The 26,939-nt window shown below is 59.8% G+C and carries 25 protein-coding genes; 10 read left to right on the top strand and 15 right to left on the bottom strand.

What is annotated here, in order from left to right:
* Nucleotides 1–6: 6 nt before the first annotated feature.
* From sufS to KHQ23_RS18605, 6 genes are all read right to left on the bottom strand, one after another.
* Nucleotides 7–1,227: a cysteine desulfurase SufS gene (gene sufS, locus KHQ23_RS18630; protein ID WP_023285261.1), complete on the bottom strand. Its 1,221-nt coding sequence runs from the start codon at nt 1,225–1,227 to the stop codon at nt 7–9.
* Entirely contained in the window at nt 1,224–2,498 is a 1,275-nt protein-coding gene (gene sufD, locus KHQ23_RS18625) for a Fe-S cluster assembly protein SufD (protein WP_002908869.1), read from the bottom strand. Before sufD ends, sufS begins: the two co-directional genes overlap by 4 nt.
* A complete protein-coding gene (gene sufC / locus KHQ23_RS18620; protein ID WP_002908876.1) occupies nt 2,473–3,219 on the bottom strand; it encodes a Fe-S cluster assembly ATPase SufC in 747 nt (248 codons plus the stop codon). The genes sufD and sufC overlap by 26 nt, the downstream gene beginning before the upstream one ends.
* A gap of 16 nt (nt 3,220–3,235) precedes the next feature.
* The gene (sufB, locus tag KHQ23_RS18615; RefSeq protein ID WP_002908877.1) at nt 3,236–4,723 is read right to left on the bottom strand and encodes a Fe-S cluster assembly protein SufB; all 1,488 of its coding nucleotides are present in this window, start codon (nt 4,721–4,723) and stop codon (nt 3,236–3,238) included.
* Between the two features lie 2 nt (nt 4,724–4,725).
* The gene (gene sufA, locus KHQ23_RS18610) at nt 4,726–5,103 is read right to left on the bottom strand and encodes a Fe-S cluster assembly scaffold SufA (protein ID WP_004143232.1); all 378 of its coding nucleotides are present in this window, start codon (nt 5,101–5,103) and stop codon (nt 4,726–4,728) included.
* A gap of 482 nt (nt 5,104–5,585) precedes the next feature.
* Complete coding sequence (locus KHQ23_RS18605; protein WP_002908880.1) at nt 5,586–5,783, bottom strand: hypothetical protein; 198 nt, start codon at nt 5,781–5,783, stop codon at nt 5,586–5,588.
* On the opposite strand from KHQ23_RS18605, the gene KHQ23_RS18600 reads away from it, so the two are divergent.
* The 4 genes from KHQ23_RS18600 (at nt 5,782) to lldD (ending at nt 8,483) form a co-directional block, all read left to right on the top strand.
* Nucleotides 5,782–5,919, top strand: a complete 138-nt coding sequence (locus KHQ23_RS18600) for a hypothetical protein (protein ID WP_020314287.1) — start codon at nt 5,782–5,784, stop codon at nt 5,917–5,919. The genes KHQ23_RS18605 and KHQ23_RS18600 overlap by 2 nt on opposite strands.
* Nucleotides 5,920–6,019: 100 nt before the next feature.
* Nucleotides 6,020–6,415: a DoxX family protein gene (locus tag KHQ23_RS18595; protein WP_004143228.1), complete on the top strand. Its 396-nt coding sequence runs from the start codon at nt 6,020–6,022 to the stop codon at nt 6,413–6,415.
* Nucleotides 6,412–7,044, top strand: coding sequence for a TetR/AcrR family transcriptional regulator (locus KHQ23_RS18590; protein ID WP_002908882.1), 633 nt, complete (start codon nt 6,412–6,414; stop codon nt 7,042–7,044). Before KHQ23_RS18595 ends, KHQ23_RS18590 begins: the two co-directional genes overlap by 4 nt.
* A 254-nt stretch (nt 7,045–7,298) precedes the next feature.
* A complete protein-coding gene (lldD, locus tag KHQ23_RS18585; RefSeq protein WP_032434726.1) occupies nt 7,299–8,483 on the top strand; it encodes an FMN-dependent L-lactate dehydrogenase LldD in 1,185 nt (394 codons plus the stop codon).
* A 55-nt stretch (nt 8,484–8,538) separates the two neighbouring features.
* On the opposite strand, the gene KHQ23_RS18580 is transcribed toward lldD, so the two are convergent.
* From KHQ23_RS18580 to KHQ23_RS18565, 4 genes are all read right to left on the bottom strand, one after another.
* Nucleotides 8,539–11,631, bottom strand: coding sequence for an efflux RND transporter permease subunit (locus KHQ23_RS18580; RefSeq protein WP_032434728.1), 3,093 nt, complete (start codon nt 11,629–11,631; stop codon nt 8,539–8,541).
* Entirely contained in the window at nt 11,628–12,737 is a 1,110-nt protein-coding gene (locus tag KHQ23_RS18575; RefSeq protein ID WP_032434729.1) for an efflux RND transporter periplasmic adaptor subunit, read from the bottom strand. The genes KHQ23_RS18580 and KHQ23_RS18575 overlap by 4 nt, the downstream gene beginning before the upstream one ends.
* A gap of 74 nt (nt 12,738–12,811) precedes the next feature.
* On the bottom strand, nt 12,812–13,426 hold the full coding sequence (locus KHQ23_RS18570) for a TetR/AcrR family transcriptional regulator (protein WP_266097792.1): 615 nt from the start codon (nt 13,424–13,426) through the stop codon (nt 12,812–12,814).
* Nucleotides 13,427–13,521: 95 nt separating this feature from the next.
* Nucleotides 13,522–14,517 (bottom strand): NAD-dependent epimerase/dehydratase family protein, encoded by a 996-nt coding sequence (locus tag KHQ23_RS18565; protein ID WP_032434731.1) that lies wholly within the window; start codon nt 14,515–14,517, stop codon nt 13,522–13,524.
* A 96-nt stretch (nt 14,518–14,613) separates the two neighbouring features.
* On the opposite strand from KHQ23_RS18565, the gene KHQ23_RS18560 reads away from it, so the two are divergent.
* From KHQ23_RS18560 to KHQ23_RS18540, 5 genes are all read left to right on the top strand, one after another.
* The gene (locus KHQ23_RS18560) at nt 14,614–15,525 is read left to right on the top strand and encodes a LysR family transcriptional regulator (RefSeq protein ID WP_073553366.1); all 912 of its coding nucleotides are present in this window, start codon (nt 14,614–14,616) and stop codon (nt 15,523–15,525) included.
* Nucleotides 15,526–15,682: 157 nt separating this feature from the next.
* Complete coding sequence (locus tag KHQ23_RS18555) at nt 15,683–16,681, top strand: ABC transporter substrate-binding protein (protein ID WP_004180366.1); 999 nt, start codon at nt 15,683–15,685, stop codon at nt 16,679–16,681.
* Nucleotides 16,681–17,718, top strand: coding sequence for an iron ABC transporter permease (locus tag KHQ23_RS18550; protein WP_023285269.1), 1,038 nt, complete (start codon nt 16,681–16,683; stop codon nt 17,716–17,718). Before KHQ23_RS18555 ends, KHQ23_RS18550 begins: the two co-directional genes overlap by 1 nt.
* Entirely contained in the window at nt 17,718–18,479 is a 762-nt protein-coding gene (locus tag KHQ23_RS18545; RefSeq protein WP_002909000.1) for an ABC transporter ATP-binding protein, read from the top strand. Before KHQ23_RS18550 ends, KHQ23_RS18545 begins: the two co-directional genes overlap by 1 nt.
* Before the next feature lie 56 nt (nt 18,480–18,535).
* On the top strand, nt 18,536–19,723 hold the full coding sequence (locus tag KHQ23_RS18540) for an MFS transporter (protein ID WP_073553382.1): 1,188 nt from the start codon (nt 18,536–18,538) through the stop codon (nt 19,721–19,723).
* An 82-nt stretch (nt 19,724–19,805) separates the two neighbouring features.
* On the opposite strand, the gene KHQ23_RS18535 is transcribed toward KHQ23_RS18540, so the two are convergent.
* Together KHQ23_RS18535 and KHQ23_RS18530 are read right to left on the bottom strand one after the other, a co-directional pair.
* On the bottom strand, nt 19,806–20,837 hold the full coding sequence (locus KHQ23_RS18535) for a methionine synthase (RefSeq protein WP_002909005.1): 1,032 nt from the start codon (nt 20,835–20,837) through the stop codon (nt 19,806–19,808).
* A 23-nt stretch (nt 20,838–20,860) separates the two neighbouring features.
* A complete protein-coding gene (locus KHQ23_RS18530) occupies nt 20,861–21,841 on the bottom strand; it encodes a DUF1852 domain-containing protein (protein WP_002909008.1) in 981 nt (326 codons plus the stop codon).
* A gap of 569 nt (nt 21,842–22,410) precedes the next feature.
* Here KHQ23_RS18530 and KHQ23_RS18525 point away from each other — a divergent pair.
* Entirely contained in the window at nt 22,411–22,731 is a 321-nt protein-coding gene (locus KHQ23_RS18525) for a hypothetical protein (RefSeq protein ID WP_004184563.1), read from the top strand.
* A 97-nt stretch (nt 22,732–22,828) separates the two neighbouring features.
* Here KHQ23_RS18525 and KHQ23_RS18520 read toward each other — a convergent pair whose 3' ends face one another.
* The 3 genes from KHQ23_RS18520 to KHQ23_RS18510 all read right to left on the bottom strand — a co-directional run bounded on the left by KHQ23_RS18520 (nt 22,829) and on the right by KHQ23_RS18510 (nt 26,745).
* A complete protein-coding gene (locus tag KHQ23_RS18520; RefSeq protein WP_002909014.1) occupies nt 22,829–23,077 on the bottom strand; it encodes a GlsB/YeaQ/YmgE family stress response membrane protein in 249 nt (82 codons plus the stop codon).
* Between the two features lie 204 nt (nt 23,078–23,281).
* Entirely contained in the window at nt 23,282–23,692 is a 411-nt protein-coding gene (menI, locus tag KHQ23_RS18515; protein ID WP_002909015.1) for a 1,4-dihydroxy-2-naphthoyl-CoA hydrolase, read from the bottom strand.
* On the bottom strand, nt 23,689–26,745 hold the full coding sequence (locus tag KHQ23_RS18510) for an FAD-binding and (Fe-S)-binding domain-containing protein (RefSeq protein ID WP_023278899.1): 3,057 nt from the start codon (nt 26,743–26,745) through the stop codon (nt 23,689–23,691). The genes menI and KHQ23_RS18510 overlap by 4 nt, the downstream gene beginning before the upstream one ends.
* Between the last annotated feature and the right edge of the window lie 194 nt (nt 26,746–26,939).

The following is a 26,939-nucleotide window of genomic DNA, read 5'->3' as shown; positions in this document are numbered from 1 at the left end:
CGTCCTTTACCCTAACAGTTTGCGGATCCGCTGGAGGCCGGCCACCAGGCGGTCCACCTCTTCCGTGGTATTGTACATCGCCAGCGATGCCCGACACATAGCCGGTACCTGATACCGGGCCATCAACGGCATCGCGCAGTGGTGTCCGGTGCGCACGGCGATCCCGTAGTTATCGAGGAAGCTGCCGACGTCATAGGCGTGATGCTGACCGAGGTTGAAAGCAATTACCCCTTTACGCTGCGCCGGGCCGTAAAGGATCAGATCCGGTACCGCGCGCAGGGCATCGAGCGCGTAGCGCATCAGCGTCTGCTCATACTCGGCAATCTGCGTCAGTCCCAGCTGGCTGACGTAGGTCAGCGCCGCGCCGAGGCCGATGATCCCCCCGGTATTCGGCGTGCCGGCCTCAAAGCGCCACGGCGCCTGATTCCAGGTGGTGCCCTCCGTCAGGCTGACGGTGGCGATCATCGACCCGCCCCCTTCCCAAGGCGCCATCGTCTGCAGCAGCTCGGACCGGGCGTAGAGCACGCCGATCCCGGTCGGCCCATACAGCTTGTGGGCGGAGAAAACATAAAAATCGCAGCCCAGCGCCTGGACGTCCACCGGGTGGTGCATCACCGCCTGGGCGCCATCCACCAGCACTTTCGCGCCATGCTGATGCGCAAGAGCAATCAGCGCCGCCAGCGGGTTTTCCGTCCCCAGCACGTTGGAGACCTCGGTTATCGCCAGCAGGCGGGTGCGCGGGTCAAACAGTCCCGGGACAACATCCAGTTGCAGCGTACCGTCCGGGTTCAGGGGGATCACCCGCAGCTTAGCCCCGACGCGGGCGCAGAGCATCTGCCACGGCACAATATTGGCGTGGTGCTCCATTTCGCTGATGATGATGTTATCCCCGGCGCCGACGTTGGCGTTTCCCCAGCTGTTGGCCACCAGGTTGATACCCTCGGTGGTGCCGCGGACGAACACCACTTCCTCCGCCGATCCGGCGTTAAGGAAGGTGGCCGCCTGCTGACGCACGGCTTCCATCCGCGCGGTGGCTTCCGCGCTGAGGGTATGGATGCCGCGGTGCACCGCCGCGTAGCCGTGGCGATAGAATTCCGCTTCTGCGCCGATCACTGCCTCCGGCTTCTGGGCGCTGGCGGCGCTGTCGAGATAGACCAGCGGCTGACCGTTGACCTCCCGGTTCAGTACCGGAAAATCGGCGCGAACCTGTTCTACTGAAAATGTCATACTGTGCCTCCCGGCAAACGCTGTCCAATACGCGCCAGCACCTGCTCTCTGAGCGCGTCGCTGCGGATAGCCTCGGTGAGCTCGGCGGCGAAGGCGTAGAGGATCATCTGCTGCGCCGCCTGCTGTTCGATACCGCGCGAGCGCAGATAGAACAGCTGCTCTTCGTCAATGCGCCCCACCGTCGCCCCATGGCTGCATTTCACGTCATCGGCGTAAATTTCCAACTGCGGTTTGGTGTCGACCTCCGCCAGCCGCCCGAGCAGCAGATTATTGTTGGTCATCTGACCGTCGGTTTTCAGCGCGAGCGGCGCGACGTTGATCAGCCCGTTAAACACCGCCCGCCCCTTATCGCTGACGATGGTTTTGTGCAGCTGGCGGCTGGTGCAGTAGCCGACCTGATGGTCGAGCCAGGTGCGGCTATCGCAGACCTCATTTTTCACCGGCATCGCCAGCGAATTGAGGCGCAGGTTGCTGTTTTCGCCGCCCAGGCGGGTGCTGGTCTGGTGACGCAGCACCTGGCCGCCAAGCAGGAAACTGCTGCTGAAGGCCGAGGCGTCGCGGCCCAGCAGCAGGTCGTTATGGGCGAAGTGATAGCTGCGGGCATTCTCAAATGCCAGCTTGATATGCTGGAGGTGCGCGTTATCGGCCACCGTCATGGTCAATCGCCCGCCGGTGAAATGCGGCTGCTCATTGAGGCTCAGGTAATGCTCGACAATCGTCGCCTCCGCCCCGCTCTCCAGCGCCAGGTGATGGCGATAGTGGGCGGTATTCAGCGCATCGCCGGCCAGGCCACTGGTGATATGCATCAGCAGCAGCGGTTTATCCAGGCGGCGGTTGCGCGGCACGCGAATGCGGGTCACCGTCTGGGCCAGGCTTTCGGTCAGATGGAGAAACACCTCCGGCTGCAGGGCATCCGGCAGATGCTGGCGCTGATTATCGACACTGACCTCCACGCCGCTGGCGGCAAGATCGTCGCTCAGCTGAGGATGATAGCGGCCATCGATAAACACCAGCCGCCAGGCGTCCAGCGGCAGCGCCAGCGCATCACGCTGTTCAGCGCTGAGAGAGGCCCCCTCATCGGCGACAAAGCGACCGTTAAGTAGGGCATCCAGCGGAGTGTATTTCCAGTCCTCGTGCTTGCGCGTCGGCAGCCCAAGGCGCAGCAGCTGCTGCAGATGCTGACTGGCCTCCGGGGTACGCGGGCCGCCCTGCGCTTCAAACAGATGGTGCCACTGCTGCAGCGCGTTACTGCTGTTCGGTAAGCCAGCCATAGCCCTGCTCCTCCAGCTGTTTGACCAGAGAGAAATCGCCCGACTTCACAATCCGCCCCTGATACAGCACATGGACATAGTCCGGCTTGATATAGTCAAGGATGCGCTGATAGTGGGTGACAATGATAAAGGCGCGTTTGCCGTCGCGCAGGGCATTCACTCCCTGGGAGACGATTTTCAGGGCATCGATATCCAACCCCGAATCCGATTCATCGAGAATGCACAGCTCCGGCTCAAGCACCGCCATTTGCAGAATATCGTTACGCTTTTTCTCACCGCCGGAGAAGCCAACGTTCACCGAGCGGGTCAGGAGATCTTCCGGCATCTGCAGCAGCTTGATCTTTTCTTCCATTAAGTCCTGGAAATCGAAACGATCCAGCGCCTCCTGGCCACGATAGTTGCGCACGGCATTCAGCGCAGTCTGCAGGAAAAACTGGTTGCTGACGCCGGGGATCTCTACCGGATACTGGAAGGCCATAAAGATACCTTCCCCGGCGCGATCTTCCGCAGCGAGTTCGAGCAGGTTTTTGCCCTTAAATTCGACGCGACCGCCAGTCACCTCATAATCTTCACGCCCGGCCAGGGTGGCCGAAAGCGTACTTTTGCCTGAGCCGTTCGGCCCCATAATGGCGTGGACCTCTCCCGGGCGCACCTCTAGGTTCAGCCCGCGCAGGATCGCTTTATCTTCGACGGCGACGTGTAAATCTTGAATACTTAACATCTTTTTTCCTTAATTATCAGCCGACGCTATGTTCAAGGCTAATGGCCAGCAATTTTTGCGCCTCTACAGCGAACTCCAGCGGCAGCTCGGAGAAGACGTCTTTACAGAAACCGTTGACGATCATCGAGATGGCATCGTCTTCGCTGATCCCGCGCTGCAGGCAGTAGAACAATTGATCTTCGCCAATCCGCGAGGTGGTCGCCTCGTGCTCCAGCTGGGCGCTGTTGTTGCGGCATTCAACATACGGGAAGGTATGCGCCCCGCAGTCCGGGCCGATCAGCATCGAATCGCACTGGGTATAGTTGCGGGCGTTGGTGGCGGTCGGCATGATTTTGACCAGCCCGCGATAGCTGTTCTGGCTGTGTCCGGCGGAGATCCCTTTCGAGATGATGGTCGAGCGGGTGTTCTTGCCGATATGGATCATTTTGGTGCCGGTGTCCGCCTGCTGATGGCCGCTGGTCAGCGCCACCGAAAAGAATTCGCCGATCGAGTTATCGCCGCGCAGGATGCAGCTGGGGTATTTCCAGGTGATGGCCGAGCCGGTTTCCGACTGGGTCCATGACATTTTGCTGTTCTCCCCTTCGCACAGGGCGCGCTTGGTGACGAAGTTGAGGATCCCGCCGGTGTTGTTATCGCCGGGGAACCAGTTCTGCACCGTGGAGTATTTCACTTCCGCGTCTTTATGGATGATGACTTCAACGACCGCGGCATGCAGCTGATAGCTGTCGCGCACCGGCGCCGAGCAGCCTTCAATATAGCTGACGTAGCTGCCTTCATCGGCCACCAGAATGGTGCGTTCAAACTGCCCGGTCTTTTCGGCGTTGATGCGAAAATAGGTGGACAGCTCCATCGGGCAGCGGACGCCCTTCGGCACATAGATAAAGGTGCCGTCCGAAGCCACTGCGGCGTTCAGCGCGGCAAAGAAGTTGTCATTCCCCGGCACTACGGTGCCCAGATACTTTTTCACCAGTTCCGGATGGTCGTGGATCGCCTCGCCGAAAGAACAGAAGATGATCCCCTGCTCGGCCAGCTTTTCTCGGTAGGTGGTCGCCACGGACACCGAGTCAAATATCGCGTCCACCGCCACCTCGCGCCCTTCGCGTACCGGCACGCCAAGCTGGTTAAAGGCTTCTTCCACCTCGCTGGTCAGAAAGGTATTGGCCCCGGTCTGCTGCACCGCGCCAGGCTCGGAGGCGCAGGTCTCATCGCAGTTGCCGCAGGAGGGCGCGGAATAGTAGCTGTAATCCTGATAATTCAGCTTATCGTAATGCGCTTTCAGCCAGTGCGGCTCCTCCATTTCCAGCCACGCCCGGTAGGCATTCAGACGAAACTCCAACATCCACTGCGGCTCATTGCGGCGAGCCGAGATAGCCCGAACGACTTCTTCATTAATGCCTTTGGCCAGCTCATCGGTTTGCAGGCGAGTAAAAAAGCCCTCTTTGTAGTTGAGCGGGCCGCCGGTCCAGGTTTTGACATCGTCAGTTGCTTCAGTATTACGCGACATAGTTACTCCGCCTGCACCCCAAAACTTTCGCCGCAGCCGCACTCATGCTGCGCTTTCGGGTTATGAAATTTAAAGATTTCATTTAAACCTTCCCGGACATAATCCAGCTCGGTGCCGTCGATGAACGGCATCGCCTGCAGCGGCGCAAACAGCTTCGCCCCGTCAGATTCAAAGAGCAGATCGTCGGGCGCCGGCTCGGCAATCATTTCGAGCACATAGCCAAAACCAGCGCAGCCGCTGGTTTTAATGCCCAGCCGCAGCCCTTTCTTATCCGGCTGCTTGCGCATCAGATCGCGGATATGCGCGGCAGCGGCCGGCGTCATGGTCAGTCCCTGCCAGCTGAAATCGGCGGGATTAAAAGTTCCTGCTTGTACTTCCATCGATAGACCTCCAGGTTGGCGCCATCAAGGCATACCGCCATGTTAGTGATAATGATTATCACTTCAACCCTTCTGCAGCAGGGGTATTGCCTCATTTAGTGCTTTTTATAAGCATAGACCCTCGCCCGGGGATTATCAGGGCGTGCAAATAGAACTTAATGGATTGATTTATAATATGTTATTTTGAAATCATTCTATCTCCGCACGCAATGGCAAAGATGTATCGAAAATACCGATTTATGCAATAGCGGCAGACCACCTTGCTGGTTATCCTTTGCAGGCGAACATAAAGTGACAACGTAACAAAAAGACCATGCCAGCGCGGGGCGCAACCCCGGCCATACGCTAGAAAAAAGCGGGTAGTGAAAGCGCCCGCCGGTAACGCTTCAGGAAAGGAATAAGCGCCGCTCGCCTGGCCGCGTTCAGGAAATAAAACCAAAATAAAACGGGCAAACGGGGCTGCCAGGCGGGATACCGGCTGGCTAGGTGCCTTTACTCACCAGCCGGGCGGCCTGGACAAAGACCTCATCCTCTACCCCGTCCCCCTTCTGTCTGCCCAGCCTCACCAGTTCATCCACGATACTCCCCTGATTAATCTGCTTTTGTGTAGCCACTAAGCTAATGACCGCCGCGCCGATGGCCATGCCAATCAATGCCGTTTGTTCATCTTTATCTTTCATGGTGTCGCTCCGTCTGTCCTCCAGAGAAAGGCTAGCAAAAGATACCATCTGCTCAATTTCAAATTCACCTTCTTTACGTCTGACGCAAAGCCTGCGGCAGGGCACCTGGCAGGAGAAAAACAAACTAAGCGGCTGATTGCAATGGCATAACACTAATGAACAATTAACAGACTTGTGAGTCTTGAAATTATTTTTTAGACTCATTGGTCTGTTAATTATCAATTGCGTAAAATCTTATGCCTAATTCGACCTTATTTTTCATCACCCTTTGTCTCTCTCGCGTCCTGGTGACCTTCTTCTTCTGGATGGCAGGCATCTACGGCGTCTTTCATTTCGCGGAGATCGTTCAGGAGATGGTGACCGTCGGCCTGCCGTGGCCGGTCTTGTTCGCGGCGGGCACGATTTTTTGCCAGCTGGCGGGTTCGGCGCTGATCGTTTTTAATCCTGCCGGCTACGGCTGGATTGGATCGGGGATGCTGATTGTGTTTACATTACTCACTATTCCGCTGGGACACGCCTTCTGGGCCTTCAGTGAACCCCGGCGCACTGAGGAATTCCATATTGCGCTTGAACACATTACCGTGGTCGGAGGATTAATTATGAGCGCGCTGTTTGCAGGCTATCGGCGATGAGCGAAACCCCTCGTCAGAAAGGTCGGCCAAAAGATCCGTTGAAAACGCAGGCGATACTTCAAGCCGCCCGTAAGCTGTTTCTGGAACAGGGCCTGGAGGTGACAACGGCCGAAATCGCCCGCGTAGCCGGGGTGGCGAAAGCCACCCTGTATGCCAATTTCAGCGATAAAGAACATCTGATAGAGGCGGTCTTACGCCAGGAATCGGATCTCACCATCAGCGACCATGATTTCGCCCAGCGCCATCATCTGCCGCTGATCGAGGTACTGACGGCGTTTGGCTATCGCTTTGTCCGCTTTATCAACCAGCGGGAACTGACCGGCTGGGACCGACTGATCGCCTCGGCTGCCGTGCGTCACCCCGATCTCCCCGGCCGCTTTTACGCCGCCGGGCCGGGGCGCGCGCAGCAGATGCTGGAAGCGATCATCGCCGAGGCGATCGAAGCCGGTACTTTACGAGCCTGCGATCCGCAGGAGGCTGCCGACGAACTGGCCGGTTTATGGCTGGGAATGACCAGCCTGGCGATAAAACTTGGCGCAAGACCTCCGCTGTCCGACGACGAAATCAAACAGCGGGTTGAGCGCGCCCTGGACGTCTTTCTGCGCGCGTATTCCCTGGCGCCGGGCTGATCTCTCCTTCCCCTTTTCAGTGCTGTGGCCTGGCGCAAGGCTGATTTATTGTGCCCAATCCGCGCCCGGCGCAAAAAATAATGTCCTTACCGGTTAGCATTAAAAGAAAATAACAACCACAGAGTGCAACGCAGATTATTCCATGAGGGAATAGTGGGAATGCTAATATTTCATTTCCTCGCCGGTTTTTAGAGGCCTATAGTTTTTTTACCTGCAGAACATCCACTAAGGTTAAAAAACATAAGGACATAATAATGATTGTTTCAGCCCCCAGCGATTATCGCGAAGCCGCTCGTCGTCGTCTGCCCCGCTTCCTTTTCGATTATATTGACGGTGGCGCGGTGGCGGAAAACACCATGAACGCCAACGCCGCCGAGCTTGCCTCGGTAGCTCTTCGCCAGCGCGTACTGTGCGGGGCCGGCGAACCGACGCTGGCGACCACCATCCTTGATGCCCCATGGGCGATGCCCGTGGCGCTGGGGCCCGTCGGCGCCACCGGGATGTACGCCCGCCGCGGCGAAGTCCAGGCGGCCCGCGCCGCCTCCCGCGCCGGGATCCCGTACACCTTATCCACCGTGTCGGTCTGCTCGATTGAAGAGGTGGCGAGCCACGCCAGCGGCGCGCTCTGGTCCCAGCTGTACGTACTCAAAGATCGCGGCTATATGCGTAACGCGCTGGAGCGCGCCTGGGCCGCTGGCATGAAAACCCTGGTATTTACCGTCGATATGCCAATCCCCGGCTCGCGGTATCGCGATAACCGCTCAGGGATGTCCGGGCCGCACGCCAGCCTGCGACAATATCTCCAGGCTTGCACCCATCCGCGCTGGGCGATGAACGTCGGGCTGGCGGGCAGACCCCTGTCGTTTGGTAATATCGAAGCCTACACCGGCCACAAAATGACCATGGACGACTATATGGGGTTCATCAGCAACAACTTCGACCCGTCCATCGCCTGGCACGATCTGGAGTGGATCCGCGACAGCTGGCAAGGGAAATTAATCATCAAAGGGATCCTCGATGCCGACGATGCGCGCAATGCCGTGCGGCTGGGCGCCGATGGCATTGTGGTGTCGAATCATGGCGGCAGACAGCTCGATGGCGCCATCCCCACCGCCCGGGCGCTGCCCAGGGTGGTGGATGCGGTCGGCGACGATCTGACAGTGCTTGCCGATTCCGGGGTGCGCTCCGGCGTGGACGTTATACGTCTGCTGGCCCTCGGCGCGAAAGGCGTGCTGCTCGGTCGGGCCTATATTTATGCCCTGGCCGCGGCGGGCGAAGCGGGCGTGGCGCATCTGCTGCGCTTATTTGCCGAGGATATGAAGGTTACCATGACCCTCACCGGCGCGACCTCGCCATCGGCCATCAGCCTCGATTGCCTTGATCGCCTCGAACAGGATCAACACCGCACTCATGCGGTGCCGGTATCCTTACCCGCCTGACGCTGCCCGGGACCTGGCCTGGCCATGTGCCTCGCCCAGGTCCGGCAAAGTGGAATTACCTCTGAAGGTGCAACTCTGTCTGTTGTACCGTGTTCTCCGGACGGATGCGGAACCAGATCGCGTACATGGCCGGCAGGAAGATAAGGGTCATGATGGTTCCCCCCAGCGTCCCGCCAATCAGCGTATAGGCGAGCGTTCCCCAGAAGACCGAATGAGTGAGCGGAATGAACGCCAGGATCGCCGCCAGCGCGGTCAGCAGAACCGGGCGGGCGCGCTGCACCGTCGCCTCCACCACCGCGTGGAACGGATCGAGCCCCGCCTGTTGGTTATGATGGATTTGGCCAATCAGGATCAGCGTATTGCGCATCAGGATCCCCGACAGGGCGATCAGGCCCACCAGGGCATTGATGCCAAACGGCTGATTGAACAGCAGCAGCGTCGGGACCACGCCAATCAGCCCCAGCGGCGCGGTCAGGAAAACCATGACCATCGCCGACAGCGAACGCACCTGCAGGATAATGATCAGCAGCGTGAGGGCGATCATTATCGGAAATAACGGCACCATCGCCCGGGTGGCCTTGCCGGATTCCTCAATCGACCCCGCCGTCTCGATGCGATAGCCAGGCGGCAGCGAGTCGATAATGGGCTGCAGCGGCTTCATCAGCGCGGTGGAGACATCCGGCGGCTGCAGGTTCTCCGCAACATCTCCGCGGACGGTGATGGTCGGCGTGCGGTCGCGACGGCGAAGCAGCGGGTCCTCCATCCTGATCGACACGTCGCCAATCTGTGACAAGGGAACCCGCTGCCCGCCGCTGCCCACCAGGGTGAAGTCGGCGATTTTCGCCGGATCCAGACGGATGTCGCCCGCCGCGCGGCCGATCACCTGCACGGCGCGAATATCTTCCCGGACGGTGGTGATCGGGATCCCTGACAGCAGGAACTGCAGCTGCTGGGCGACGGACTGGGAGCTGAGTCCGCTCGCCTGCAGCCGGTCCTGATTGAGGCTGAAATGCATCACCGGTACCCGCGAACCCCAGTCGGTATTGACGGTGCGCATCAGCGGACTGGCCTGCAGCACCGATTTAACCCGCTCGGCGATGTCGAGCAGAGCGTGCGGATCGGGCCCCATCACCCGCCAGGCGACCGGATAAGGCGAATAAGGGCCAAACACCAGCTGAGTGACGCGCACCCGCGCCTCCGGCGCCAGGCCATTGGCCACCGCCTCCCGCAGCCGCCGCTTGAGCGCCTCGCGGGCACCCTGCCCGTCGGTCAACACCACCAGTTTGGCGAAGGAGGGATCGGGCAATTCCGGAGCCATCGCCAGGTAAAAGCGCGGCGCGCCCTGGCCGATATAGCTGGTGACAATCTTCGCCTCCGGCTGCAGGTGCAGCCAGTGCTCAATTTTCGCCGCCGCGGCGCTGGTCTGGCTAATCGACGACCCGTAAGGCAGCTGCACTTCAACCAGCACTTCCGGACGATCGGAGGTGGGGAAAAACTGCTTTTTCACCACGCTCATGCCCAGGATCGCCACGATAAACAGCGCCACCACCCCGGCGGCCACGCGCCATTTGTGAGCAATAACCCGGGTCAGCAGCCGACGGAAGCGCTGATAGCGCGGGGTGTCATACAGCGCGGCGTGGCCGGCCGCCGCGGGCTTTCTGTTCGGCAACAGGTGCACCCCCAGCCAGGGGGTAAAAATCACCGCCACAATCCAGGAGGCAATCAGCGCGATACCGACGATCCAGAACACATTGCTGGCGTACTCCCCGGCGGTGGACTGCGCAAATCCATTAGGCATAAAGCCCACGGCCGTCACCAGGGTACCGGCCAGCATAGGCGCCGCGGTATGGCTCCAGGCATAGGCCGAGGCTTTGAGGCGGTCGTACCCCTCCTCCATTTTGACCACCATCATTTCGATGGCAATGATGGCATCATCCACCAGCAGCCCCAGGGCGAGGATCAGCGAGCCGAGAGTGATGCGGTCGAAGTTTTTGCCGGTCGCCGCCATCACCACAAACACCACGGCGAGGGTTAAAGGCACCGCCGCCGCGACCACCACGCCCACGCGCCACCCCATGCTGACAAAGCACACCGCCATCACCACCAGCAGGGCGACAAAGAATTTGATCATGAACTCATCGACCGCGGCGCTGATATTCACCGACTGATCGGTCACTTTGGTCAACGACATGCCGAGCGGCAGGCTCTGATTGATGCTGGTCGTTTCGGCGTCCAGCGCTTTCCCCAGCGCCAGACCATTCCAGCCCTCGCGCATCACCACGCCCAGCAGCAGCGCCGGTTCGCCCTGATTGCGTATCAGGAAGGTGGCGGGATCTTCGTACCCCCGCTCAACCGTGGCGACATCGGCCAGTTTCAGCGTTCTGCCCCCGGCAATAATCGGCGTGTCGCGGATCTGCTGCAGGCGGTCAAACGCCCCATCGAGGCGGATAAAGATCTGCCCGCCCCGGGTCTCGATAGCCCCGGCGGCGGTCAGTACATTCTGGCTGTTCAGCGCGGCAAAAATCGCCTCCGGCGAGAGACCCAGGGTGGCGAGACGGTCATGAGAAAACGAGAGATAAATGCGCTCCGCCTGTTCGCCGAGGATATTCACTTTTTTCACCCCGGGTACATGCAGCAGCTGCTGGCGCAGGGCTTCGGCGTCACGCACCAGCTGCCGCGGCGGCTCTCCCCGCGCCTTCAGGGCAAAGATCGCAAAGGTGACGTCGGCGAATTCGTCATTCATCATCGGGCCGGAGACGCCGGCAGGCAGATTTTTCGCCTCGTCGCCGAGCTTTTTGCGCGCCTGATAAAACTGCTCCGGCACCTCGGAAGGCGGGGTCTGATCCTGCAGCGACAGGGTGATCAACGCCATGCCAGGGCGGGTATAGGTCTCCGTGCGATCGTACCACTTTAACTCCTGGAGCCGTTTTTCCAGCGGCTCGGCGACCTGATCCTGCATCTCCTGCGCGGTGGCGCCGGGCCAGACGGTAATGACCGTCATTTGCTTGACCGTAAAGGGCGGATCTTCCGCTCTCCCGAGTCCGAAGAACGCCACCAGCCCGGCGACGGAGATAAGGATAATCAAAAACAGAGTCACCGACCGCTCGCGGACGGCCAGCGCGGAGAGATTAAAACGCCCGGCGCTCATGGCTGGCTCCCGGCGGCATTATGCCCGCGTCGTTCCGCCAGACGCACCGCCTCGCCCTGGTGCAGAAGATGGGCGCCCAGGGCGACGATCGGCTCGCCGGGCTTCAGCGGGCCGGTCACCCGCGCGGTTTCATCATCCAGGCCGAGCACAGTTACCGGTTGCCAGGAGACGGTGGCCGGACGAGAGGCAATGCGCCAGACGCCAGGGCCGTTACCCGGATCGTAGACCGACGCCAGGGGCACCGCCAGCACCTGGCCTGGTGCCTGGTCGTTGCCGATGCGCAGGGTCACGGTAGACCCCAGCGGGGCATTCGCCAGCGCGCCGTTCAGTACATAGCGCGCTTCAAAGGTGCGGGTGGTGGCGTCAGCCGCGTCCGAAAGCAGGCGCAGGGTCGCCGTGACCGGCTGAGATTCGCTGCCATAGCGTGTCGCCAGCGCCTCGCTGCCGACCGCCGGGCGCAGCGTCTCCGGCAGTTGCACCCGCGCTTCGCGCTGCCCCGCCCGCGCCAGGCGGATCACCACCTGCCCGGCGCTGACCACCTGCCCCGGCTCAGCGAGGGTTTCCACTACCACGCCGTCAGCATCCGCCAGCAGTCCGGCATAGCCGGTGGCGTTTTGCGCCACATTGGCCTGCGCCTGGGCCGCGCTGAGGTCGGCTCTCGCCGCCTCTGCTGCCGCGTTAATCTGGTCGAATTCCGCGGCAGAGATGGCGCCGCTCGCCACCAGGCCGCGATAGCGGGCCAGATCGTTGGCCGCCTTTTTGGCTCGCGCCCGCGCGGCATCTACGGCCCGCTGTTGGGACTGCGCCTGCAAGGCTAGATCAGCCGGATCCAGGCGCAGCAGCAGCTGACCGCGCTTGACGCTCTGCCCGGTTTCCACCCGCCGTTCAAGCACTTTTCCCGCCCCCCTGAAACCGAGGTCGCTTTGGGTTCGGGCCACTATCACGCCGGTAAAGGCCCGCGAGCCGGCCTCCGCGCGCTCGACGGTCGCCACCCGGACCAGCGGCGGCCGGATGCGGGGGTCGTCATGATCGGCAGGTTCGCCGCAGCCCGCGAGGGCCAGCGGCAGGAGGCAGACGGCAAGATGGACGGCGTTTAGCCTGAGCATGGGTCACCTTAATGAAAAGACCGGATGGTGACCGCATTCTCAGACTAGTGACCAATAAAGTCAATGGTCACTAATCAGGGGGAGAGACTTCTCAGGATCAGGGAGGCAAGCAGCACCGCCGCGGTGGGCGCGGTGTCGAGATTGTATTGCAACTGCACCGGGTTGATGAAAGGACACATCACCATATACACCGCCAGGGTCGCTTCATCCAGCGGGGTTTTGCGCTCGAACTCACCCGCCTGGCGGCCTTCGACAAGGATTTGACCAATCAGCTGCTGCAGATGACCGGCATACTGTTCCGTTGAAGGCCATTTATCGCGCGCCGCGACGGCGGCGATGTCGTACAGTTTGCGATCCTCGAAAAACAGTTCAATGCCGGCCTCGGTCAGCGCCCGGAACAGGCGGCGCAGTTTCTCGCTGGCGGACGGCGCATCGGCGATGGCCTCGCTGACGGCCACCATGATCTTCTCCAGCCGGCTGGCGCAAATCGCCTCGCCAATCGCCTGCTTGGAGTCAAAGAATTTATAGATATAGGCTTTGGAAAAGCCTATCGCTTTGGCGAGATCGGTGACCGTCGTTTTCTCATAGCCATAGCGACTAAAGTGCGCCATGGCCGCGTCAAGAATCTGGTCCCGAACGCTGTGGTCATGGGGACCACGGCTTGCAGGGGTGGGGGTATTTTTCGTCATCCGTTTAGCTTAATGCGATCGCTATCGTTTGACAACGAGTGACGTTATTATGATTTGGTCACAATAACGCCCCGCTCTGTGATCCTCTTGCCGCGTTACGCCTCACCCGCCTCTTGGTTTATCGCGCCGGCGGGCAGACAACCCAGGCCTTGCAGCGTCTGATACACCGCGCTGTCGAGCGGGGTATGCGGTTCCGCGCCTAAAAAATCAACCAGTTTATCGTTGCGCAGGCGTACCGGCAGACGCCAGAGATAGTGCATCTCGACCATTTCGCGCAGGGTGGCGTTGAAGGGCGCCGCCAGCTTCACCAGCCACCAGGGAAAGGACTTCACTACCGCCCTGCCGCCATAGCGGGCGACCACCCGCTGGATCGCCTGACTCATTTCGCTGCCGTCCGGGTCCCAGTGGCCCTGCATATGAAAGCGGGCGAACGGCTCAAGCTCGCGCCTGCGGGCCAGCAGCGCGGCGATGGTGGCGGCGACGTCGGGCAACCAGGCCCACTGATGCCCCACGCCGATCGCCCCCGGGTAGCTAATGATGCGGGGAAGCTGACCAGGCTTGACCAGCCCCTGCGAAAACCAGTTATTTCCGGCGCGTGGACCAAAAAAATCGCCCGCCCGAACAATCAACGCCCGGCCGCCGCGCTGCACGTAATCCTTCAGCGCCAGCTCCATCGCCGCCCGGATGGCGCCTTTGCGGGTCACCGGCTGTTGTGCGGCCTCTTCAGCAATCAGCGGAAAGGCATCCGGTCCATAGTTGTAGACCGTGCCGGGCAGGACTACAAGCGCCCGCTGCCGTTCGGCAGCCTGCAGGGTGTTGCGCAGCATAGGCAGTACTTGTTGCCGCCAGTGCCGGTAGCCCGGCGGATTCACCGCATGGACGATGACGTCGCAACCGGCAGCCGCCGCCGCGACCTGGCCGCCATCCAGCGCGTCGCCGGCTATCCACTGTATGCCATCTTCGGGATCACGTATCTGGGCGCCGCGCTTCAGCGCCCGAACCTGCCAGTTGTCTGCCACCAGCCGGCGCGCCACTTCCCCACCGATGCCCCCGCTTGCTCCCAGAATAAGTACCTTGCCGCTGCTGTTCATCCTCTTTCCCCGTTCGCTAATGGATGCTTGACAGCCTACCTGTGGCTCATATCAAATGAAATTGCATACCATCGTCGAGCGGCTATACATATTTGTATGAATACCTCTATTCCCTGGGAGTGGTACCGAACCTTTCTCGCCGTCCTGCAGGAAGGCTCTTTATCGGGCGCATCGCGTACCCTGAACATCACTCAGCCGACGGCGGGGCGCCATATTGCCGGGCTGGAAACCGCCCTCGGCCAGGCCTTATTTACCCGCTCGCAAACCGGCCTGCTGGCGACCGACGCGGCGCTGGCGCTGCGGGTGCACGCCGAGGCGATGGACAATACCGCCCGGGCGCTGGAACGCACCGCGGCTAACTTCAGTCGCGACAGAGCCGAGCTGCGTGGCGTGGTGCGGGTGGCCGCCAGCGAGGTGGTCGGCGCCGAGGTGCTGCCGCCGCTGGTTGCCCGGCTCAGGCAGGCGTGCCCGAATATCGTCATCGAACTGATGCTCTCCAATCGGTTTCAGGATCTGCTTCACCGGGAGGCGGATATTGCGGTGCGGATGGTCACCCCGCAGCAGGAGCAGCTTATCGCCCGCCGTCTCGGCAGGATCGAGCTTGGGTTACATGCCACCGCCGCCTACCTGACGCGCCAGGGCCTGCCCGCGACCCTCGACGATCTGGCCAGCCACGCGCTAATTGGTTTTGATAGCGCCACCCCTCTCGTGCGCCGGGCGCTGCAGGCTTACCCCCGCTTTCAGCGCGAGGCCTTCGCGATGCGGACCGATAGCGACCTCGCCCAGTTGAGCCTGATCCGCGCCGGAGCGGGGATCGGCATCTGCCAGGCGCCTCTTGCGGATGGCATCATTCCCCTGCAGCGAGTGCTGGCGGCCGACTTTTCTCTGTATCTTGATACCTGGCTGGTAATGCATGAGGATCTGCGCCACAGCCCTGCCTGTAATCGGGTATTTGATTTTCTCGCCCAGGGGTTGCAGGCGTATATTCGTGGCCCACTGGCGAGCTGACCCGCCCATCGCGCGGGCATTTCATTGCCTGCGGAAATAGTCACTCATTGACACTGTAAATATGGCATTGTATAAAACCCCGCCCCAATAATGAGTTTCATTTGCATTACTCCCATTTGCTGGTCATCCACTCGCCTGTTTACAAGGATAGCGTTTAATGAAGAAGGTCCTTTGCGCGTTAGGCTTGATGTTCACCGCCGTCAGTTCCGCGCTGGCAACAACCTACCCCCTGACGATTGAAAACTGCGGCTATCAGGAGACCTTCACCCGGCCGCCGGAGCGCGTGGTCGCGCTGGGGCAAAATACGGTCGAAATTCTGCTGCTGCTCGGGCTGCAAAAGCAGGTGGTCGCCAGCGCCTTCTGGCCGACCAGCGTTTTACCGCAGCTGGCTGAGCAAAACGCGAAGATTAAAACCTTGACGGTGGAAATTCCGAGCCTGGAATCGGTGCTGGCGCAAAATCCTGATTTCGTTCCCGCCCAGTTGCCTCTGCTGCTGGGGCCGGAAAGCAAAGTCGCCAGGCGTGAAGATCTCGCCACCGTCGGCGTAAACAGCTACGTCTCTCCGGGGATGTGCGCCACCAAAAAGGCCACCGGCGATATGTACGGCAGCCGGCAAAAGCTGTGGGATATGACCTGGCTGTATCAGGAAATTAGCGATTTTTCCCGCATTTTCAACGTCGAAGATCGTGGTCAGGCGCTGATTGCCGATTTCAAAAAACGTGAAGCCGATCTGCGCCACGAATTTGGTAAAAACAAAAAAGATCTCTCCTTCGTCTTCTGGTTCTCCAGCGCCTCGCCTTCGGCCGATGCCTATGTCGGCGGTAAAAACAGCGCCTCCGGCTTTATCGCCAGCGTGCTGGGCGGTCATAATGCGATAACCTCCGAGACCGAGTGGCCCACGGTGAGCTGGGAGAGCATCATTGCCGCCAACCCGGATGTGATCGTGGTCGCCAGTCTGGACCGTAACCGCTGGGCGCTGGATAAGGCCGAGGAGAAGATCAAATTCCTCAAAAGCGATCCCGCCGTCAGCCAGCTGGAGGCGGTGAAAAAAGGCCATATCGTGGTCATGGACGGTCAGGCGATGAATCCGACCATCCGCACGCTTTACGGCGCGGAACAGGTGGGCGAGCAGCTGAGAAAAATGGGGCTTAACTGATGAGCGTCGCCGCGATTGAGACGCGCCGCAGCATACTGCTCACCGGCTGGTGTGTACTGGCAGCGATCGTGCTGGCGCTGGTGATCGCGGTGGGCGTCAGCGTTGGCGAGCTGGCCATCCCGCTGCAGAATGTCTTTTATGCTATCAGCAACAGAACCGGCTTAACCGCTGAGCCGCTCAACCGTATCTACGAGAGCGTTATCTGGGATTTCCGCCTCAGCCGCGCGCTGGTCGCCGCCTGCTGCGGCGCCGGCCTCGCTATCTGCGGCGTCGTGCTGCAAAGCTTGCTGAAGAATGCCCTCGCCGAACCCTACGTCCTCGGCGTCTCCGCCGGGGCCTCCACCGGCGCGGTATCGATCGTGGTGCTGGGCCTTGGCGCCGGTGCGATTTCCCTCTCGGCAGGCGCCTTTGCCGGGGCCTTCGCCGCCTTCGCCTTTGTCGCCTTGCTGACTAACGGCGCGCGCGGCGGCAATGAGCGTACCATTCTTGCGGGCGTTGCCGCATCGCAGTTATTTAACGCCATCACGGCTTACACCATCAGCACCTCCGCCAGCGCGCAGCAGGCGCGCGATGTGCTGTTCTGGCTGCTGGGCAGCTTCAGCGGCGTTCGCTGGCCCGAATTCCAACTGGTCATCGTGGTGGTGCTCGCGGGTCTGGCGGTCTGCCTGTGGTATGCCCGGGCGCTGGACGCGTTCACCTTCGGCGACGATGCCGCCGCCTCGCTGGGGATTGCTGTGCCGCGCGTGCGCCTGATCCTCTTCACCACTGCGGCGCTGATCACCGCCACCATCGTCAGCATGGCCGGCTCAATCGGCTTTGTTGGCCTGGTGGTGCCGCACGTGATGCGTTTCTTCTTTGGCCCGCTGCACCGAACGTTGCTGATCGCCAGCGCGCTGGCAGGGGCGATATTGATGGTACTGGCGGACATTGCGTCGCGCCTGCTGATTGCCCCGCAAAGTCTGCCCGTTGGGGTAGTAACCGCCCTGGTTGGGGTGCCTTTCTTTGCCGTGATTATCTACCGCTCAAGGAATAAGTGATGAGTATTTGCGCTGAAAATATCACCTGGAAGGCAGGCAAAAAGGTCATCGTCAATAATGTCTCGCTGCGGGTGCCGCGAGGCGAAACGGTCGGACTGCTGGGGCCCAACGGCTGCGGCAAATCCTCGCTGCTGCGCGTTCTGGCGGGCCTGCGCCGCCCGGATGCAGGTCGCGTCACCCTCGACGGCCAGGATATCGCCCGGATGGCGAAAAAGCAGCTCGCCCGCCGCGTGGCTTTCGTCGAGCAACACGGCATGACCGAGGCCAATATGCGGGTGCGCGACGTCGTGCGCCTGGGACGCATTCCCCACCACTCTCCGTTCTCAAACTGGAGCGCTCAGGATGACGAGGCGATTGCCGCCGCGCTGCAGCGGGTAGCGATGCTGGAGAAAAGCGAACAGGGATGGTTAAGCCTCTCCGGCGGCGAGCGGCAGCGGGTGCATATCGCCCGCGCGCTGGCGCAGAGCCCGAGCGAAATCCTGCTGGATGAGCCGACCAACCATCTGGATATACACCATCAGATGCAGTTAATGCAGTTGATCAGCGAGCTGCCGGTAACCAGCATTGTGGCCATTCACGATCTTAACCATGCCGCGATGTTCTGCGATTCGCTGATCGTGATGCAGCAGGGGCAGATCCTCGCCAGCGGGACGCCGGAGGAGATTTTGTCCGAAGGGCTGCTGTGGGACGTTTTCCGGGTGAAAACCAAAATCGAGATCTCCCCTTACCACGGCAAAAAGCACATTCATTTCATCGTTTAGGTTGGGCGGATATGCCTCTTTTCTCCCTGCGCCCTGCGGCAACCCTCTGGCCTCCGGTGTTACTGGGAAGCCAGTTCGTTTTTAATATTGGCTTTTACGCGGTCGTTCCTTTCCTCGCCCTCTTCCTGCGCGACGACATGCTGCTCTCAGGCGGACTTATCGGCCTGATCCTCGGGCTGCGTACCTTCTCCCAACAGGGCATGTTTATCCTCGGCGGGACGCTGGCCGACCGCTATGGCGCTAAGACGATCATTCTCGCCGGCTGCGTCGTTCGCGTCGCCGGTTTTCTCCTGCTGGCGTGCGGGGCGTCGCTGTGGCCCATTATCCTCGGCGCCTGCCTGACCGGCGTCGGCGGCGCCCTGTTCTCCCCGTCGATAGAGGCCCTGCTGGCGCGGGCCGGCACCCTCAGCCAGGCCAACGGGAAACGCAGTCGCGCCGAGTGGTTTGCGCTGTTTGCGGTATGCGGTGAACTGGGAGCGGTGATCGGCCCGGTGGCCGGAGGCGTGCTGAGCGGGATCGGCTTTCGGCATATCGCCCTCGCCGGGGCGGGAATATTTCTTCTGGCGCTGGCGGTGCTCTTTTTCTGTCTGCCCGCCGACGGGCACACGACAACAACGCGCAGACGAGTCCCATGGTGGACGCCTTTGCGCCAGCCGCGCTTTGTCGCGTTTATTCTCGCCTACAGCTCATGGCTGTTGAGCTACAACCAACTGTACCTCGCCCTGCCGGTGGAGATCCAACGTTCCGGCGGCCGCGAGCAGGATCTGGCGCCGCTCTTTATGCTGGCCTCGCTGTTGATTATCACCCTCCAGCTCCCTCTCGCCCGCTTCGCCCGGCGAATGGGCGCCGTGCGCATCCTGCCGGTGGGCTTTCTGCTGCTGTCGGCTTCCTTTGCCAGCGTGGCGTTATTCGCCGCCGCCCCACCCGCCGAAGGTTGGCTGCGGTTAATGCCGGCGGCTGGTTTTGTCACGCTGCTCACCCTCGGCCAGATGCTGTTAGTGCCCGCAGCCAAGGATCTGATCCCGCTGTTCGCCGAGGAGTCGACGCTGGGCGCCCACTACGGAGCGCTCGCCACCGCAGGAGGGTGCGCGGTGTTAGCCGGGAATTTACTGCTCGGTCATTTGCTTGACCAGGCGCTCATTCCCTCGCCGCAGGCGGTTTATCCCTGGCTTCTGCTGGCGCTGTTTCCGCTGTGCAGCGCCGTCGCCCTGCGGGCAATCTGTCGCCCGCTGGCGGCAACATGACTCAGAGCGGGCGACAGCCCGCTCTGGAAGTGAACCGACGATAAAGTACACCGCCTGGGGAAGATAACGGGCGCGCCCCGCCTTACTTTGCCGCCAGCTCGCGACGAATAATCTCGGCGCCGGCGCTCAGGGCGTGCAGTTTGCCGGTCGCGACATGGCGCGGCAGCGGCGCCATACCGCAGTTGGTGGACGGGTAGAGTTTGTCGGCATCGACGAACGCCAGCGCCTTGCGCAGGGTTCCAGCCACCTCTTCCGGGGTTTCGATCGCATGGCTGGCGACATCGATCGCCCCGACCATCACCTTTTTACCGCGGATCAACTCCAGCAGATCCATCGGCACGCGCGAGTTGTGGCACTCGAGAGAGATAATATCAAGGGACGATTTCTGCAGCTGCGGGAAAGCCTCTTCATACTGTCGCCACTCGGAGCCCAGCGTCTTTTTCCAGTCGGTATTGGCCTTGATGCCATAGCCGTAGCAGATATGCACCGCTGTCTCACACTTCAGCCCTTCGGTGGCTCGTTCTAAGGCGGCGATCCCCCAGTCGTTGACCTCATCGAAGAAGACGTTAAAGGCCGGCTCATCGAACTGAATAATATCAACCCCCGCAGCCTCTAACTCTTTCGCTTCCTGATTGAGGATTTTAGCAAATTCCCAGGCCAGCTTTTCCCGGCTTTTATAGTGGTTGTCATACAGCGTGTCGATCATGGTCATCGGGCCCGGAAGCGCCCATTTGATCGGCTGACTGGTGAGCTGCCGCAGATAGCGAGCGTCCTCCACGAAGACCGGTTTCTGGCGCTCCACGGCGCCCACCACCGTTGGAACACTGGCCTCATAGCGGTTACGAATTTTCACGATCTCGCGTTTGGCAAAATCCACCCCGCTGAGGTGCTCGATGAAGGTGGTGACAAAGTGCTGCCGCGTTTGCTCGCCGTCGCTGACAATATCGATCCCGGCCCGCAGCTGGTCGTCGAGGGATAACCGCAAGGCGTCGCGCTTGCCGGCCAGTAATTCTTCGCTGGACAGTTTCCAGGGCGACCACAGGGTCTCTGGCTGCGCCAGCCAGGAAGGTTTCGGTAAACTGCCGGCGGTCGATGTCGGAAGCCATGTTTTCATAGTCATTAGCCTTTTATATGGGTTTAGCAAAGCGCGAAATTAGCAGACCATTGCTCAAGCAACGTCTTGTGCGGGTTGATAAAATGTTGTTGTGTAAATTTCCCCTGCTCAATCGCCAACAGGCTGCGCTCTTCCCGGTCATAGACGATTTTTGTTAATGAATGATCCAGGTGGCTGAGATTGGGCTGATAGTATTGCCCCGCCGGGGAGTTGGCATTGTAGATCTCCGGGCGATATATTTTCTGAAACGTCTCCATCGTGCTGATGGTGGCGATCAGTTCCAGGCTGGTGTAATCGCTGAGCAGATCGCCGGTAAAATAAAAGGCCAACGGCGCGACGCTGTTTTTTGGCATAAAATAGCGTACCTGCAGCCCCATTTTGCTGAAATAGCGCTCGGTCAGCGAGACGCCTTCCTGAGCATATTCAATGCCGAGGACCGGATGTTCGTTACCGGTGCGATGGTAAACATCTTTACTGGAGACGCTCAGGCAAATCACCGGCGCCTTGCTGAAGTTGGCGCGCCAGGCGCTGGATTGCACAAAATCCTTAAAGATATTGCCGTGCAACTCGCCAAAGTTTTCCGGTACGCTGAAGCGACTCTGGTCCTTATTATGTTCCAGAAGCAGTACGCTAAAATCGTAATCCCGCACATAGGAGGAGAAGTTATTGCCGACGATACCGGCATGACGCTCCCCGCTCTTTTTATCGACAATATGCGTTTGCAGGATCTCAATCACCGGGAAGCTGGCGCTATCCTGAGCAATATTCATCTCGACAGAAATAATATCCAGTTCCACCGCATAGCGATCGTTATGGGGATTATCCCAGTGGGCCAGGCTATTAAAACGGTTATTCATCATGATTAACGTATTGCGCAGATTTTCCTCACGGTTCACCCCTCTGGCTAAATTAGCGAAGTTGGTGGTAATACGCGTATTTTCCGCAGGGTTATAGTTTTCATCAAACCGGGTGCGCTTAATCGTATAGGTAAATTTATTATTCATGGCGATTGTCCATCCTGATGGCGGGCATAAAGCGAACCCGGCGGAATACTCTCCACCAGCCTGGCGACGCGGAGTCAGGCCGGGCGCGCTTCAACCGGTAAATGTTGTTGATTCGTTAATGAACCTATTTTTGCCAGAGTCAGCGCTGGAGGGAAAGCGACTTAAATTCAATGCAACATGAGCCATCCTCATGTTGCTCCAGGCGGTGGCCGATGGCCGACGCAGGCCGACAATATTAGTCAATAAACGTTTGTTCAATGGATGTCGGCAGGGTACACTCTTTAACCACTATAAGATGGGCTTTTACCTGCCCGCCGTACCCGTTTAGCTGGAGCTTTTGTCGTACAGAATGATTGTTGATATCAGTATTATGTCGATGTGCATGGCCGTACTGCTGATTATGAGCGTACTGCTGAATTAAGAGGCTCCCGAACGCAATGACACTCGCTCTCATCTGACCTCCACATTCGCGAGGAAAAAAGAAGATTCAGAGGATTCGCGCCGCCTGGGATTGTTCCGCCTGCCGGCACCCTCTACTCTTTTGGGACTTGCTTATTGAGGAATCCCGGATGAAAAAAGCTCTGCTTGCCCTGTTCGCTATCGCCACCGTTACCGCCGCCAGCGCCTTTGCGGCTGATAAAACCGACGTCCCGGCGCCTGTCGTCGATAACGGAGTCCGCCCGCCGATGGAGAGGGATCGTGGCCCCCTGCCGCCGTTCCCGCCGCAGCTTCCGCCGCACAGACCGGTGCTGTTTTCAGCCACGGTAGCAACCGATACGCCAGCGGAAACCATTAACAAACTGACCGCGCTGATCCCCGCCGGCCAGGCGAAACACTACGAAGTGCACGTTGAGGTGGTGCCGGTTGGCGAGGGAACCGACAGACAATAGCCCAGGGGATATCTACGCTGTCATCTGTCAGCAATAAAAAAGCTGCCGCATATCGCGGCAGCTTTTATGTACTTATTTACAGCTGAGCAGCTGAAAATTAGCTACGCACTTTCCGGTAGATAAACAGTACCACCAGCGCACCGATAACCGCTACCACGAAGCTGCCGAAATTAAACCCATCGACCTTGCCAAAACCAAACAGGGTACTGATCCAGCCGCCGACCACGGCGCCGATGATCCCCAAAATAACGGTCACGATAAATCCGCCGCCATCTTTTCCCGGCATAATCCACTTGGCTAAAATACCGGCAATAAGTCCAAAAATGATCCAGGAAAGAATACCCATGGTTAACCGTCCTCTTGTTACCTTTAAGCATTTAGTATTGAAAAGAGTAGCATAAATAACGAGAGTGGATCGGTAATAATATAAATATTAGATAATTCCCTGCCGACGCCCGGCTGATCTTGTGACAACATCTCTGGCTCTGGCAGGCCGGCTCTCGCTTATTACCTTAAAAAAAGGGAGGCTATTCGCCTCCCGCCATGCGGCTTATATTACCGCGGTGGTTAGTCGTGATGAACAACATAACCGCGACTGTTCGTCGAAGATTTCAATTTGCCAGACCTGATGGCGCGTCCCGACGTGCAGCGCTTTGCAGACGCCGCGCACCCGGCCCCCGCGCGCCGAACGGATGTGGTTGGCGTTAACCTCCAGCCCCACCACCTTTTGTTCGCCTTCGCTGCACAGATAGCCTGCCACCGACCCCAGGGTCTCCGCCAGCACCACCGACGCTCCGCCGTGCAGCAGGCCAAACGGCTGCTGTGTGCGGCTATCGACCGGCATAGTGGCCTCCAGCGTATCGTCGGTAACGGTCTCAAAGCGAATATCGAGCAGCCCTACCATGTTCCCCTCACCGAGCCGGTTGAGCTGCTCCAGCGTGGCCTGACGTTTCCAAATCATCCGATTATCTCCAGTAACGCCTGCAGCGGGTGGCGAACGCCGCTGCCTTCAATACGCTTCACCTGACTGCGGCAGGAGTAGCCCGTCACCAGACAGCGGTTTCGCGGCAGCCGCTGCATCGCCTGCTGCCAGGAGAGCGCGTAAATGGCCAACGAGTTGGCGTGGTTTTTCACTTCATGACCATAGGTGCCAGCCATCCCGCAACACCCAACGCTGACGTTTTCCAGCTTCGCGCCGAAGTGGGCAAAAATATCTGCCCACTGCTTTGTCGCCGCCGGTAGCGCGGTCACTTCGGTACAGTGACCGAACAGGTACCAGGGCTCACCGCCCAGATCGGGACGGGCGTCGCTGGTTAGGGCCTTCGGCAACCACTCATGGACTAACAGCACCTGGAAATCGCCGCGCTTGTCGCCGAGCGTCTGCTTGTACTCATCGCGGTAGCAGAGCACCAGCGCCGGATCGACGCCCACCAGCGGCATGCCCAGCTGCGCCACGCGGTTGAGGAAGTCCGCCGTCTTCTGCGCGGTGCGCGCGAAGCGGGTGAGGAAGCCTTTGATATGCTGCGCCTTGCCGTTCGGCGAGAACGGCAGGAGCACCGGCTGATAGCCTAAGGCCTCGACCAGACGGATAAAGTCGGCCACCACCTGGGCGTCGTAGTAGCTGGTGAAGGGATCCTGCACCACCAGCACCATCTTCGCTTTCTGCTCGGCGCTCAGCGCTTCGAGCTGCTCAAGGGTCATATTGGCGGAACGGTGGCCGGCCATCTGCTGCTTCAGCGACGGCGCCGAGAGCAGCGGCAGATCGACCATCCCGATATGCTTCTCCGACAGCTTTTTCAGCCAAGGCTGGTTAATAAAAAAGTTAAAGGTCTTCGGCGCCTGCGCCATCAGCGGCGCATAAGATTCGACCGAGGCCACCAGATGATCGCGCACCGGCCGCAGATAGCGGCTGTGGTACAGCTGCAGGAAGCGCGAGCGGAACTCGGGAACATCGATTTTGATCGGGCACTGGGTCGAACAGGCTTTACAGGCCAGACAGCCGGACATCGCCTCTTTGACCTCATGCGAGAAGTCATATTCGCCTTTGCGCGCATGCCAGCTGTTGCGCGTGCGCGCCACCAGCGAGCGCAGGCTGACGCCCTGCTCCGGCAGCGCCTTCTCCAGCTGGTTGGGATCGACGCCGCGGTCGGCCAGCAGGCGCAGCCATTCCCGCACCAGCGTCGCCCGCCCTTTCGGCGAGTGGATGCGCTGGTTGCTGACTTTCATCGACGGACACATCGGGCTCTTGACGTCAAAGTTGAAGCACAGCCCGTTGCCATTACACTCCATCGCCCCACGCCAGCTGCTGCGCACCGCGATGGGGATCTGCCGATCCCAGGTGCCGCGCTTCGCCGCATCGACTTTCATCATCGGCGCGTCGATACCTTCCGGAGGACAGATTTTCCCCGGATTCAGGCGGTTATCGGGATCGAAGACCGCTTTGATCTTGCGCAGCTCGGCATACAGCGTCTCGCCAAAGAAGGCCGGGCTGTACTCCGCGCGGAACCCTTTGCCATGTTCGCCCCACAGCAGGCCGCCATACTTCGCCGTCAGCGCTACCACCTCGTCGGAGATCTGCTTCATCAGCACCTCCTGCTGCGGATCGCACATGTCCAGCGCCGGGCGCACGTGCAGCACCCCGGCATCAACGTGGCCAAACATGCCGTAGCTCAGGCCGTGGCTGTCGAGCAGCGCGCGGAACTCGACGATGTAATCCGCCAGATGTTCGGGCGGTACGCAGGTGTCCTCGGCGAAAGGAATAGGCTTGGCGGCGCCTTTGGCATTACCCAACAGGCCGACGGCCTTCTTGCGCATGGCATAGATGCGCTCCACGCCTTCAAGATCGTGACAGACCTGCCAGCCAATGACGCCCGCCTCGCTGGCGGCCATCAGCTCGTCCAGCCGCTGGCACAGGGTAGTAACCTGCTGGTCAATCAGCGCCGCGTCATCGCCGGCGAATTCGACGATATTGAGCCCGAGCATCTCTTTATCCGGTACGTCGGTGATCAGTTCGCTTACCGAGTGCCAGACGATATCCTCGCGCGCCAGATTGAGAACTTTAGAATCGACGGTCTCCACCGACAGGGCTTTCGCTTCGACCATAAAGGGCGCATTGCGCAGCGCAGAGTCGAAGGAGTCATATTTGACGTTGACCAGACGGCGCACCTTCGGCAGGCGGGTGATATCCAGCCGCGCTTCGGTAATAAACGCCAGCGTCCCTTCCGAACCGGTTAAAATACGGGTCAGGTCGAACTCGCTCATCTCATCGTTAAAGACGTGACGCAGATCGTATCCGGTGAGGAAGCGGTTGAGTTTGGGAAACTTATCAATGATCAGGTCACGCTGCGCCTTGCAGCGCTGGTAGACCGTGTTGTAGATCCGGCCAACCGTCGAGGGGGTATTGCCCAGCGTCTCCGCCAGCGCCACCGGCACCGCCTGGGTATCGAGGATATCCCCGCCCATCAGCACCGCCCGCAGGCCGAGCACGTGATCCGACGTTTTGCCGTACACCAGCGATCCCTGGCCGGACGCGTCGGTGTTAATCATCCCCCCCAGCGTGGCGCGGTTGCTGGTGGATAGCTCAGGCGCAAAGAAGTAACCATAGGGTTTAAGAAACTGGTTCAGCTGATCTTTGATGACCCCGGCTTCAACGCGCACCCAGCCCTCTTCGGGGTTGATTTCGATAATGCGGTTCATATAGCGGGACATATCGACGATAATCCCGCTGTTCAGCGCCTGGCCGTTAGTGCCGGTGCCGCCGCCACGCGGTGTGAAGATCAGCGATTTAAAACGCGGTTCGGCGGCGACGCGCGCCAGCAACGCCACGTCCGCCGTGGATCGAGGAAAAATGACCGCATCCGGCAGCAGCTGATAGACGCTGTTGTCGGTGGCCATCGTTAGCCTGTCGGCATAGCTGGTGGCGGTATCGCCGGTAAAACCCTGTTGCTCCAGTACCTGTAAAAAATTCAGCACCAGTTGAACTACCCCTGGCGCCTGAGAAATTTGTGGGATCATCACGCTTGACCCTGCCTGACTATGTTGTGTTTGAAAATATTGTGTTGGTGCTAACTAAACGTTTGCGTAGCGCATTCAACTTTTTATCACATTTTTTTCATATGCGCCCACGTGTTTTCTGTGCAAAATCAGCCCGGCAAAATTATTGATATTATTATCAGTATATGGATTTACGCGGCGCCAGCTGTTTGGCG

The organism is Klebsiella sp. 64, assembly GCF_018223915.1.
In the GTDB taxonomy this organism is placed as follows: Bacteria; Pseudomonadota; Gammaproteobacteria; order Enterobacterales; family Enterobacteriaceae; genus Klebsiella; species Klebsiella pneumoniae.
This window is presented reverse-complemented; position numbering and strand designations above follow the sequence as displayed.